Here is a 12567-nt window from a genome sequence, read left to right on the forward strand (position 1 = left end):
CGGCGGCTGCGGATACGGGTTTTCCCGTCTACTTTTTGGCGGCGGGAGCGGGCGGTACGTTTTTGGCGGCAGGTGCGGCGGGTTTGGCTGCTTTGGCATTGGGTGAGGAACCGACGGTAGCCTCATCCTTGAGCTTGCCGAAGATACCCTCGCCGATGCCTTTGACCTTTTTCAAATCCTCAACCGATTTGAAATCACCGTTTTCCTTACGGTAGTCGGCAATGGCCTGGGCTTTGGCCGGGCCGATGCCCGGCAGGGCTTTCAGCTCCTCCACCGTTGCCGTATTGATATTAACCGCAGCGGCGGCCAGAGCCGCCAGCGCATAGGCTGCCAATCCGAACAGGATTTTCTTCATCATAATTTTCCTTTCTGACACATAAGCGGCACACCATTCCGGTTTCTTTTTGCACACAACCGAAATAATGTTCCGGCACACACACCGGACGGGCCGGCACAATCAAGAACGGATATCATAATTAAAAACTGCCGAATCGGCAAGCATTTTCCCGGAGCAACATTCTGTTTTATCCGACAGAAGAAGCTTAAGATAAAGATAGCAGCAGACCGAAACCTACACCATGATGCATACCCGGCCCGAATGACGCATACCCGGGATAAAGCCTCAAACCCCTACTACGGCACAAACAAACAGGCACGAATTCTTACTCCGGCATGAACAAACAAAAACCCCCGCTTTTTGCGGGGGTTCGGAATAAGTGTCTGGCAGTGACCTACTTTCACATGGGAATCCACACTATCATCGGCGCTGAGTCGTTTCACGATCCTGTTCGGGATGGGAAGGCGTGGGACCAACTCGCTATGGCCGCCAGACGTAAACTGTCAAATCGGTAAAGCCGGACGGTTACAAACCGTCGTCAAATCAACTGTGATGAAAGTATCGGAACAAGTCCGATGTAAGCATTATCTTAAAGGTTTTAAAGTCCTTCAAATGATAGAGTCAAGCCTCACGAGCAATTAGTATGGGTTAGCTGCACGCGTTACCGCGCTTCCACACCCCACCTATCAACGTCCTGGTCTCGAACGACTCTTTAGTGCGGTTAAACCGCAAGGGAAGTCTCATCTTCAGGCGAGTTTCGCGCTTAGATGCTTTCAGCGCTTATCTCTTCCGAACTTAGCTACCCGGCGATGCCACTGGCGTGACAACCGGTACACCAGAGGTTCGTCCACTCCGGTCCTCTCGTACTAGGAGCAGCCCCCGTCAAACTTCCAACGCCCACTGCAGATAGGGACCAAACTGTCTCACGACGTTTTAAACCCAGCTCACGTACCACTTTAAATGGCGAACAGCCATACCCTTGGGACCGACTACAGCCCCAGGATGTGATGAGCCGACATCGAGGTGCCAAACTCCGCCGTCGATATGAACTCTTGGGCGGAATCAGCCTGTTATCCCCGGAGTACCTTTTATCCGTTGAGCGATGGCCCTTCCATACAGAACCACCGGATCACTATGTCCTGCTTTCGCACCTGCTCGACTTGTCGGTCTCGCAGTTAAGCTACCTTTTGCCATTGCACTATCAGTCCGATTTCCGACCGGACCTAGGTAACCTTCGAACTCCTCCGTTACTCTTTGGGAGGAGACCGCCCCAGTCAAACTGCCTACCATGCACGGTCCCCGACCCGGATCACGGGTCTGGGTTAGAACCTCAAAGACACCAGGGTGGTATTTCAAGGACGGCTCCACAGAGACTGGCGTCTCTGCTTCTAAGCCTCCCACCTATCCTACACAAGTGACTTCAAAGTCCAATGCAAAGCTACAGTAAAGGTTCACGGGGTCTTTCCGTCTAGCAGCGGGTAGATTGCATCTTCACAACCACTTCAACTTCGCTGAGTCTCGGGAGGAGACAGTGTGGCCATCGTTACGCCATTCGTGCGGGTCGGAACTTACCCGACAAGGAATTTCGCTACCTTAGGACCGTTATAGTTACGGCCGCCGTTTACTGGGGCTTCGATCCGATGCTCTCACATCTTCAATTAACCTTCCAGCACCGGGCAGGCGTCACACCCTATACGTCCACTTTCGTGTTTGCAGAGTGCTGTGTTTTTAATAAACAGTCGCAGCCACCGATTCTCTGCGACCCTCCTATGCCTACAGAGCAAGTCTTTCACATTAGAGGGCATACCTTCTCCCGAAGTTACGGTATCAATTTGCCGAGTTCCTTCTCCCGAGTTCTCTCAAGCGCCTTAGAATTCTCATCCTGCCCACCTGTGTCGGTTTGCGGTACGGTTCTGATCCAACTGAAGCTTAGTGGCTTTTCCTGGAAGCGTGGTATCGGTTACTTCGTGTCCGTAGACACTCGTCGTCACTTCTCGGTGTTATGAAGACCCGGATTTGCCTAAGTCTTCCACCTACCGGCTTAAACAAACTATTCCAACAGTTTGCTAACCTAACCTTCTCCGTCCCCACATCGCATTGAATCAAAGTACGGGAATATTAACCCGTTTCCCATCGACTACGCATTTCTGCCTCGCCTTAGGGGCCGACTCACCCTACGCCGATGAACGTTGCGTAGGAAACCTTGGGCTTTCGGCGAGCGGGCTTTTCACCCGCTTTATCGCTACTCATGTCAACATTCGCACTTCTGATACCTCCAGCATCCCTTACGAGACACCTTCGCAGGCCTACAGAACGCTCCCCTACCATGCACTAAAAGTACATCCGCAGCTTCGGTTACAGATTTGAGCCCCGTTACATCTTCCGCGCAGGACGACTCGACCAGTGAGCTATTACGCTTTCTTTAAATGATGGCTGCTTCTAAGCCAACATCCTGGCTGTCTGTGCCTTCCCACTTCGTTTACCACTTAATCTGTCATTTGGGACCTTAGCTGGCGGTCTGGGTTGTTTCCCTCTTGACACCGGACGTTAGCACCCGATGTCTGTCTCCCGAGGAACCACTTGATGGTATTCTTAGTTTGCCATGGGTTGGTAAGTCGCAATGACCCCCTAGCCATAACAGTGCTTTACCCCCATCAGTGTCTAGCTCGAGGCACTACCTAAATAGTTTTCGGGGAGAACCAGCTATCTCCGAGTTTGTTTAGCCTTTCACCCCTATCCACAGCTCATCCCCGCATTTTGCAACATGCGTGGGTTCGGTCCTCCAGTACCTGTTACGGCACCTTCAACCTGGCCATGGATAGATCACTCGGTTTCGGGTCTACACCCAGCAACTCAATCGCCCTATTAAGACTCGGTTTCCCTGCGCCTCCCCTATCCGGTTAAGCTCGCTACTGAATGTAAGTCGTTGACCCATTATACAAAAGGTACGCAGTCACGGAATAAATCCGCTCCCACTGTTTGTATGCATCAGGTTTCAGGTTCTATTTCACTCCCCTCCCGGGGTTCTTTTCGCCTTTCCCTCACGGTACTGGTTCACTATCGGTCGATGATGAGTATTTAGCCTTGGAGGATGGTCCCCCCATCTTCAGACAGGATTTCTCGTGTCCCGCCCTACTTGTCGTATACCTAGTACCACCGCCGGAATTTCGAATACGGGGCTATCACCCACTATGGCAGAAGTTTCCAATTCTTTCTTCTATCCCGACGGCTATCGTATACAGGCTCCTCCGCGTTCGCTCGCCACTACTTGCGGAATCTCGGTTGATTTCTTTTCCTCCGGGTACTTAGATGGTTCAGTTCTCCGGGTTCGCTTCTCTTGTCCTATGTATTCAGACAAGGATACCGCACTGAATGCGGTGGGTTTCCCCATTCGGACATCACCGGATCAAAGCTTTATTGCCAGCTCCCCGATGCTTTTCGCAGGCTTACACGTCCTTCGTCGCCTATCATCGCCAAGGCATCCACCTGATGCACTTATTCACTTGACTCTATCATTTGAAGCACCTTTCTGACTTTGGAGTTTCGCCGTTGACTAGCTACGTTCCTTAAGGCCTTTACTTTGATAAAGCTTACTGCTTGTTGTGTCTTAACCCTGCCTTTTGTGTTTCAGGGTTAAGTCGATACAATCATCACCCAAATTTCTGTATTCGGTTTGTCTGTTATTTAAAACTACCTGCTTTCAGACGGCCTTCCGGCTGTTTCATGCAGACACAAACCTTACTTCGTTTGTTTGTTGATTTCGGCTTTCCAATTTGTTAAAGATCTATGCGTTCGATTTTGTCTACTTCGCAAATCAAAACGGGCTGCGCATTATAGCAACCCTTTTTGATTTGTAAAGTATGTGGTGGAGGCAAACGGGATCGAACCGATGACCCCCTGCTTGCAAAGCAGGTGCTCTACCAACTGAGCTATGCCCCCGTCTTGCTGCATCGGATTTTGTCCGTACGGTTTTTTTGGTGGGTCTGGTAGGACTTGAACCTACGACCCCACGCTTATCAAGCGTGTGCTCTAACCACCTGAGCTACAAACCCTTTGTAACGCTCTTTCGATTACCGATAAGTGTGAATGCACAAGCCTCTTTTTTCTCTAGAAAGGAGGTGATCCAGCCGCAGGTTCCCCTACGGCTACCTTGTTACGACTTCACCCCAGTCATGAAGCATACCGTGGCAAGCGGCCTCCTTGCGGTTAGCCTACCTGCTTCTGGTATCCCCCACTCCCATGGTGTGACGGGCGGTGTGTACAAGACCCGGGAACGTATTCACCGCAGTATGCTGACCTGCGATTACTAGCGATTCCGACTTCATGCACTCGAGTTGCAGAGTGCAATCCGGACTACGATCGGTTTTCTGGGATTGGCTCCGCCTCGCGGCTTGGCTACCCTCTGTACCGACCATTGTATGACGTGTGAAGCCCTGGTCATAAGGGCCATGAGGACTTGACGTCATCCCCACCTTCCTCCGGTTTGTCACCGGCAGTCTCATTAGAGTGCCCAACTTAATGATGGCAACTAATGACAAGGGTTGCGCTCGTTGCGGGACTTAACCCAACATCTCACGACACGAGCTGACGACAGCCATGCAGCACCTGTGTTACGGCTCCCGAAGGCACTCCTCCGTCTCTGGAGGATTCCGTACATGTCAAGACCAGGTAAGGTTCTTCGCGTTGCATCGAATTAATCCACATCATCCACCGCTTGTGCGGGTCCCCGTCAATTCCTTTGAGTTTTAATCTTGCGACCGTACTCCCCAGGCGGTCGATTTCACGCGTTAGCTACGCTACTAAGCAGTCAAGCTGCCCAACAGCTAATCGACATCGTTTAGGGCGTGGACTACCAGGGTATCTAATCCTGTTTGCTACCCACGCTTTCGGGCATGAACGTCAGTGTTATCCCAGGGGGCTGCCTTCGCCATCGGTATTCCTCCACATCTCTACGCATTTCACTGCTACACGTGGAATTCTACCCCCCTCTGACACACTCTAGCCTGCCAGTTCAGAACGCAGTTCCCGGGTTGAGCCCGGGGATTTCACATCCTGCTTAACAAACCGTCTGCGCCCGCTTTACGCCCAGTAATTCCGATTAACGCTCGCACCCTACGTATTACCGCGGCTGCTGGCACGTAGTTAGCCGGTGCTTATTCTTCAGGTACCGTCATCAGCTCCTGGTATTATCAAAAGCCTTTTCTTCCCTGACAAAAGTCCTTTACAACCCGAAGGCCTTCTTCAGACACGCGGCATGGCTGGATCAGGCTTGCGCCCATTGTCCAAAATTCCCCACTGCTGCCTCCCGTAGGAGTCTGGGCCGTGTCTCAGTCCCAGTGTGGCGGATCATCCTCTCAGACCCGCTACTGATCGTCGCCTTGGTAGGCCTTTACCCCACCAACCAGCTAATCAGATATTGGCCGCTCGAATAACGCGAGGTCCGAAGATCCCCCGCTTTCCCCCTCAGGACGTATGCGGTATTAGCCAATCTTTCGATTGGTTATCCCCCATTACTCGGTACGTTCCAATACATTACTCACCCGTTCGCCACTCGCCACCCAAGAAGCAAGCTTCTCTGTGCTGCCGTCCGACTTGCATGTGTAAAGCATGCCGCCAGCGTTCAATCTGAGCCAGGATCAAACTCTTATGTTCAATCTCTAACTTATAACTTCTGGTCTGCTTCAAAGAAACCGACAGTCAATGAAAACATCTTCTGTCTGTTTTTGTCGCAGTGTGAGGCTCGCGCACTCACACTTATCGGTAATCGTTTTGTTAAAGAACAGCGCCGCCGAAGCAGCGAAGATGTGAACTATACAGAACCCGGAAAACTTCAGTCAAGCAGGAAAAACGGAAAAAAATAAAGCAAATTTGTCATGTCAATGTGCGGAAAGGGAATTTTGTTCAGCCACGGGAAACAAAATCTGCAGGCCGTCTGAAAAAGCGCGGGCTTTTCAGGGCTGCTACAATACGCGGCTTTGTGATTTTTGATTTTGAAAGGCCATCTGAAAATGAGCAAACCCGCCGTTTCCCCGATGATGCAGCAGTATTTGGGCATTAAAGCCGACCACCAAGACAAATTGATGTTTTACCGCATGGGCGATTTTTACGAGCTGTTTTTCGACGACGCGGTAGAAGCGGCCAAACTGCTCGATATCACGCTGACCACGCGCGGGCAGGTAAACGGCGAACCGGTGAAAATGGCGGGCGTGCCCTATCACGCAGCGGAACAATACCTGGCGCGGCTGGTTAAAATGGGCAAAAGCGTGGCCGTGTGCGAGCAGGTGGGCGAAGTCGGCGTGGCGAAGGGGCCGGTGGAGCGCAAAGTCGTCCGCATCGTCACCCCCGGCACGCTGACCGACTCGGCGTTATTGGAAGACAAAGAAACCAACCGCATCGTTGCCGTCTGCGCCGACAAAAAACGGCTGGGGCTGGCCTGGGCGTCGCTGCAAAGCGGCGAGTTCAAAACAAAAATCACCACACCCGACCGCCTTTCCGACGAACTTGCCCGCCTGCAGGCGGCGGAAATCCTGCTGCCCGACGGCAAATCCGCGCCCGAAATCACCCTGAGAGACGCCAACCTCACCCGTTTAAACACCTGGCAGTTTGCCGCCGACAGCGGTTTCGACCTGCTCACCCGCTACTTCGGCGCGCAGGATTTGCGCGGCTTCGGCCTCGACCCCGACGAACACGCCCCCGCCATCGGCGCGGCCGGCGCCCTGCTCAACTACATCAAACTCACCCAATCCGGACTGCCGCGCCACCTCGACGGCCTCTCCCTCGAAAGCGAAAGCCAATATATAGACATGGACGCCGCCACCCGGCGCAACCTCGAAATCACCGCCCCCCTCGGCAACAAAAAATCCCCCACCCTCTTTTCCGTCCTCGACACCTGCGCCACCCACATGGGCAGCCGCCTGCTCGCCCTCTGGCTGCACCACCCCCTGCGCAACCGCGCCCACATCCGCGCCCGTCAGGAAGCCGTTGCCGCCCTGATGGAAAGCGGCACCGAAGCCCTCAAAGGCCGTCTGAAAACCCTGTCCGACATCGAACGCATCGCTGCCCGCATCGCCGTCGGCTCCGCCCGCCCGCGCGATCTGGCCGGCCTGCGCGACAGCCTCGACACCCTCGCGCAAACCGAACTGCCCGCCTCCCCCCTCCTAGACACCCTGAAAAACATCTTCCCCGAAGGCACGCAGATTGCCGCCACCCTGCGCGCCGCCATCCTGCCCGAACCCGCCGTCTGGCTGCGCGACGGCGGCGTCATCAACCACGGCTACTCCCCCGAACTCGACGAACTGCGCTACATCCAAAACCACGGCGACGAATTCCTCCTCGCCCTCGAAGCCCGCGAGCGCGAGCGCACCGGCCTGACCACCCTCAAAGTCGAATACAACCGCGTCCACGGCTTCTATATAGAACTCTCCAAAATCCAAGCCGAACAAGCCCCCGCCGACTACCAGCGCCGGCAAACCCTCAAAAACGCCGAACGCTTCATCACCCCCGAACTCAAAACCTTCGAAGACAAAGTCCTCACCGCCCAAGAACAAGCCCTCGCCCTCGAAAAAAAACTCTACAACCAACTCATCAAAGACCTGCAAAACCAACTCCCCCTGCTGCAAAAAACCGCCAAAGCCGCCGCCGCCCTCGACGTCCTCACCGCCTTTGCCGGACTTGCCGCCGAACACAACTACAGCCGCCCCGAATTCACCGACTACCCCGCCATCGACATTTCAGACGGCCGCCACCCCGTTATCGAACAACAAGTGCGCCACTTCACCGCCAACCACACCAGCCTCGACGACAAACACCGCCTCATGCTCCTCACCGGCCCCAACATGGGCGGCAAATCCACCTACATGCGGCAAACCGCCCTCATTGTCCTCCTGGCACACACCGGCAGCTACGTCCCCGCCGCCGCCGCCAAAATCGGCCCCATCGACCGCATCTTCACCCGCATCGGCGCCTCCGACGACCTCGCCTCCAACCGCTCCACCTTCATGGTCGAAATGAGCGAAACCGCCTACATCCTCCACCACGCCACCCCCCAATCCCTCGTCCTCATGGACGAAGTCGGCCGTGGCACCTCCACCTTCGACGGCCTCGCCATCGCCCACGCCGTTGCCGAACACCTCCTGCAAAAAAACAAATCCTTCAGCCTCTTCGCCACCCACTACTTCGAACTCACCGCCCTGCCCGAAGCCCACGCCGCCGCCGTCAACATGCACCTGGCCGCCCTCGAAGAAGGCCGCGACATCGTCTTCCTCCACCACGTCGAACCCGGCCCCACCGGCAAAAGCTACGGCATCGCCGTCGCCAAACTCGCCGGCCTGCCCGCCCGCGCCCTCAAAGCCGCACAAAAACACCTCGAACACCTCGAAACCCAAGCCGCCGCCGCCCGCCCCCAACTCGACATCTTCTCCCTCCTGCCCGAAGAGAGGCCGTCTGAAAAAGAACACGGCCAAACCGATTTGTCCGACGGGGCAAACAGCCTTTCAGACGGCCTCCATACCCCCGCAGCCGAAAATTCCGAAAATACAAAAAGGCCGTCTGAAAACACACCGCCAAACCCAAACAGCGAAACCCTCATCCGCACCCTCGCCGACATCCGCCCCGACGAACTCACCCCCCGCCAAGCCCTCGACCTTATCTACCGCCTCAAAGCCCTCAGCAGCGAAAAGGCCGTCTGAAAACCGCGTAAGGTACCGCCCCAAGGCGACACACACGTTCCATACAACACCCGCCACCCGCCCAAAGGCCGTCTGAAAGCTCAGTAAGATATGGTTTCAAACGGCCTTTTATTTTTCCGCACAACTTCCCGCAACAACCCAAAACCGCGTGCGTCGCGGGGCGACACACCCTACACGGCGACAAAAAAGCCCGCCGGATGCGGGGCGGGGCATAATAATTTCAATCTTTGCAAAAATTTGCGTGCAGCGTGCAGCGTGCAGCGTGCAGCGTGCAGCGTGCAGCGTGCAGCGTGCAGCGTGCAGTATAATTTTAACGCTTTTCATTGATTTGGAAGGTATTTTTTAACAACTTTTTTATGGATAAAAACATGAAAACCAACAAAATCTTACAAATTGCAATGATAACAACCTTGCTCGCAGCACCAATGGCAGCATCCGCGTATGAATTGGGGGAGAAAGGCATAAGCGCAGCGGATGCCAAGTTGTACAGCCAAATAGGTTATGACAGCACGGGACGTTATGAGTATTTGAATGGCAGGGCACAGGAATCTTTGGTTGAAGTTGGGGGCAAAGGTGCTGCTAAAAACAATATTAATAAAAAACAATCACCTAATAGTGGTGAATATAAAATGAGCAAGGCACAAAAGGCACGAATTCATAGAAAAGCTCTTAAAGCCGCACGGGAAACAGAAGCTAAACGTAAGGCTGGAATCACTGCATTTGACGAATATTTATAATTCAAAAATAACAGTAATAAACAAACAGTGCCCATTGGGCACTGTTTTTACATCTGGTACTGCTGAGAATTGCTTTGATTTTCTTCAATCGTATCTTTCTGGATAAGAACGTTTGATAAATTTGGTGATGGTTGTAGTTTTTTGTGTTCCATATTACTAGACACAAATGCAGCCATTTTTTTCGCTTGGGGAGTCTTAACTTCTCCGTGTACATTATTACTTACTTCTAATATCACATCAGTTAAATCCACCTTAATATGTCCTTGTTCTAATTCAGCCCCCAAGAAATCAGACAAGGGCATATTTTCAGGCTTTTTGCTAAGGTCTATGTTTCTGCTTTTAAATAATTCATCAAGATATTGTTTGCCATCGGGTGTTTTATAAAGCTCGTCCAACCCAATCATCTTGTCTGCCATCATCAACGAAAATTCATACTGTTCTTCCGGTGATTTATTCATATAGCCAGCAATATTATGTTGCACATATCCATTGTGGAATTTTTTTGCATCTCTTCCCTTTTTCTGGCGAAATCCGGAAAGTCTGCGGAGAAGCGTTCCATAAATTCTTCGTTTGCCCTGTTCAATAGTTCTGCGGTGGTTTTGTGTTTATCCATATCGCGCTGCACTGAGGCAAAGGCTGTTTGAGAGGTAATCATTTGAATAAATGCTTTATGAAGGTGTTCAATATAGAACTCAATTTGGTGATGACGAGAGATTTCTGCCTGAGCGTGTTCTAGTTGTTTTTGGATGTGTTTTTTATGTTTTTCTAGCCGTTTTTTGTATTGCTCTTCTTACGGGGGTGTCGGTACTCGGTCTTGCGGCGGTGTTTTTGGCAAAAAACCGCTTCGCAAGCCGAGTACCGCCACCCCCTTCCTGCATTCTGCGGGAGATTTTCGGGGCGCTGCGCGGGGGTGCCGCCGGTTTTATTGATAAAACGGGCAAAAGGCCGTCTGAAAAGAGTTTCAGACGGCCTCTGTTTATTAAAACTGCGCTTTCAGACGGCCTTGTTTTACACGTCGTAAGTGGTAGACGCGGTGTCGCCGCCGCTGCCTGTCCAGTTGGTGTGGAAAAACTCGCCGCGCGGGCGGTCGGTGCGCTCGTAGGTGTGGGCGCCGAAATAATCGCGCTGCGCCTGCAACAGGTTGGCGGGCAGGCGCGCGGTGGTGTAGCCGTCGAGGAAGGTGAGAGCGGCGGCGGTGCAGGGCATGGGCAGGCCGCTTTCGATGGCTTTGGCGGCGACTTTGCGCCAAGCGGGCAGGGCGTTTTGCAGGATGGCGCGGAAGTAGGGGTCGCTGCCGAGGAAGATTAAATCGGGATCGGCGCGGTAGGCGTCGCGGATGTTGCCCAAAAACGCGCTGCGGATGATGCAGCCTTCGCGCCACAGGAGGGCGGTGTTGCCGTAATCGAGGTTCCAGCCGTGGGTTTCGCCCGCTTCGCGGATAAGCATGAAGCCTTGGGCGTAGGAGATGATTTTGGAGGCGAGCAGGGCGAGACGCAGGGCTTCGAGCCATTCGCTGCGGCTGCCGTCGATTTTCTGCACGCTGCGGCCGAAAAGGGCGGCGGCGGTTTCGCGCTGGCCTTTGACGGCGGAGACGCAGCGGGCGAAAACGGCTTCGGTAATCAGGGTGAGGGGGATGCCGAGGTCGAGGGCGTTGATGCCCGTCCATTTGCCGGTGCCTTTTTGGCCGGCGGTGTCGAGGATTTTGTCGATCAGGGGCAGGCCGTCGCTGTCTTGGTGGCCGAGGATGTCGGCGGTGATTTCAATCAGGTAGCTGTTGAGTTCGCTTTGGTTCCAGGCGGCGAAGGTCTGCTGCATTTCGGCGGCGCTCATGCCCAAGCCGTCTTTCATGAATTGGTAGGCTTCGCAGATGAGCTGCATGTCGCCGTATTCGATGCCGTTGTGCACCATTTTGACGAAGTGTCCGGCACCGTCGTTGCCGACCCAGTCGCAGCAGGGTTCGCCTTCGGGCGTTTTGGCGGCGATGGCCTGCAAAATGGGTTTGACGTGCGGCCAAGCGGCTTTGTTGCCGCCGGGCATGATGGAAGGGCCGTGGCGCGCTCCTTCTTCGCCGCCGGAAACGCCGGTGCCGATAAAGAGGATGCCTTTTTCCGCCAATTCGTGCGTGCGGCGGGTGGTGTCGGGGTAATTTGCGTTGCCGCCGTCGATGATGATGTCGCCTGCGTCGAGGTGGGGCAGCAGTTGGGCGATAAAGTCGTCAACAACTTGTCCGGCGCGTACCATCAGCATGATTTTTCGTGGTTTTTCCAGTTTTCCAACCAAGTCTTCGATGCTGTATGCGCCGATGATTGCGGTGTTTTTCGCCGCGCAGTTGAGGAAGTCGTCCACTTTGGACACGGTGCGGTTGTAGGCCACGACTTTGTAGCCTTTGTCGTTCATGTTGAGGATGAGGTTCTGACCCATAACGGCCAGGCCGATGACGCCTATGTCGCCTTTCATTTTTCTGCCTTTTTTCAGGGATGGAAACGGCCGCCACTTTACCCGAATGGCGGCGCAAGCGCCAATTTCCGGCGCTGCGGGAAAAATATATAGTGAACCAACACGGAAAGATACAAGGCAGCAAAGCCGCAGACAGTATGGGTAATACGGCAAGGCGCAGCAACGCAGTAGATTTTCGTGTTGGTTCGCTATAGAAGCCGCTTTATTAAAATACGGTTTATAAAATGATATTTTTGATGAAGGGCGGACAATGATGTGGATAACTCTGTTTTCCTTATTGGAAACAAGGTTTCAGGCCGTCTGAAAAGCTGCGGACAGATGTTTTTTTTTCTGTGGAGGGCAGGGGATG

General features: G+C 53.6%; 6 protein-coding genes, 2 tRNA genes and 3 rRNA genes. 2 read left to right on the forward strand and 9 right to left on the reverse strand.

All coding sequences use genetic code 11. The features are described from left to right. Positions 1-28: 28 nt before the first annotated feature. The 6 genes from ACG2K1_RS12000 to ACG2K1_RS12025 form a co-directional block, all read right to left on the reverse strand. Positions 29-355 (reverse strand): ComEA family DNA-binding protein, encoded by a 327-nt coding sequence (locus tag ACG2K1_RS12000; protein WP_395429613.1) that lies wholly within the window; start codon positions 353-355, stop codon positions 29-31. Between the two features lie 363 nt (positions 356-718). Beyond that, positions 719-831, reverse strand: a 5S ribosomal RNA gene (gene rrf / locus ACG2K1_RS12005). Positions 832-954: 123 nt separating this feature from the next. Then, a 23S ribosomal RNA gene (locus ACG2K1_RS12010) occupies positions 955-3846 on the reverse strand. Between the two features lie 354 nt (positions 3847-4200). Further along, positions 4201-4276 (reverse strand) — tRNA-Ala (locus ACG2K1_RS12015). A 36-nt stretch (positions 4277-4312) separates the two neighbouring features. After that, positions 4313-4389, reverse strand: a tRNA-Ile gene (locus ACG2K1_RS12020). Positions 4390-4448: 59 nt separating this feature from the next. Continuing rightward, positions 4449-5989: ribosomal RNA gene (locus ACG2K1_RS12025) — 16S ribosomal RNA — on the reverse strand. Together the 16S, 23S and 5S rRNA genes with 2 tRNA genes alongside form the textbook arrangement of a ribosomal RNA operon. 356 nt (positions 5990-6345) lie before the next feature. Between ACG2K1_RS12025 and mutS the strand changes: the two genes are divergently transcribed. Together mutS and ACG2K1_RS12035 are read left to right on the forward strand one after the other, a co-directional pair. Next, positions 6346-9024 (forward strand): DNA mismatch repair protein MutS, encoded by a 2679-nt coding sequence (gene mutS, locus ACG2K1_RS12030; protein ID WP_395429494.1) that lies wholly within the window; start codon positions 6346-6348, stop codon positions 9022-9024. Between the two features lie 368 nt (positions 9025-9392). Beyond that, the gene (locus ACG2K1_RS12035; protein WP_395429495.1) at positions 9393-9761 is read left to right on the forward strand and encodes a hypothetical protein; all 369 of its coding nucleotides are present in this window, start codon (positions 9393-9395) and stop codon (positions 9759-9761) included. Positions 9762-9808: 47 nt separating this feature from the next. On the opposite strand, the gene ACG2K1_RS12040 is transcribed toward ACG2K1_RS12035, so the two are convergent. The 3 genes from ACG2K1_RS12040 to gnd all read right to left on the reverse strand — a co-directional run bounded on the left by ACG2K1_RS12040 (position 9809) and on the right by gnd (position 12218). Next, positions 9809-10243 carry a hypothetical protein gene (locus ACG2K1_RS12040; protein WP_395429497.1) on the reverse strand — a complete coding sequence of 145 codons (435 nt, stop codon included), beginning with the start codon at positions 10241-10243 and terminating at the stop codon, positions 9809-9811. Then, positions 10216-10416: a hypothetical protein gene (locus ACG2K1_RS12045; RefSeq protein WP_009425550.1), complete on the reverse strand. Its 201-nt coding sequence runs from the start codon at positions 10414-10416 to the stop codon at positions 10216-10218. Before ACG2K1_RS12045 ends, ACG2K1_RS12040 begins: the two co-directional genes overlap by 28 nt. Before the next feature lie 353 nt (positions 10417-10769). Further along, positions 10770-12218 (reverse strand): decarboxylating NADP(+)-dependent phosphogluconate dehydrogenase, encoded by a 1449-nt coding sequence (gene gnd / locus ACG2K1_RS12050; protein ID WP_395429498.1) that lies wholly within the window; start codon positions 12216-12218, stop codon positions 10770-10772. Between the last annotated feature and the right edge of the window lie 349 nt (positions 12219-12567).

Origin of the sequence: Neisseria sp. 23W00296, from assembly GCF_044772855.1 — a bacterium.
GTDB lineage: Bacteria > Pseudomonadota > Gammaproteobacteria > Burkholderiales > Neisseriaceae > Neisseria.

What these genes read in the sequence shown, in the direction of transcription:
- ACG2K1_RS12000 (WP_395429613.1), bottom strand. Translation starts at nt 355, where the DNA reads ATGAAGAAAATCCTGTTCGGATTGGCAGCCTATGCGCTGGCGGCTCTG.
- mutS (WP_395429494.1), top strand. Translation starts at nt 6,346, where the DNA reads ATGAGCAAACCCGCCGTTTCCCCGATGATGCAGCAGTATTTGGGCATT.
- ACG2K1_RS12035 (WP_395429495.1), top strand. Translation starts at nt 9,393, where the DNA reads ATGAAAACCAACAAAATCTTACAAATTGCAATGATAACAACCTTGCTC.
- ACG2K1_RS12045 (WP_009425550.1), bottom strand. Translation starts at nt 10,416, where the DNA reads ATGATTACCTCTCAAACAGCCTTTGCCTCAGTGCAGCGCGATATGGAT.
- gnd (WP_395429498.1), bottom strand. Translation starts at nt 12,218, where the DNA reads ATGAAAGGCGACATAGGCGTCATCGGCCTGGCCGTTATGGGTCAGAAC.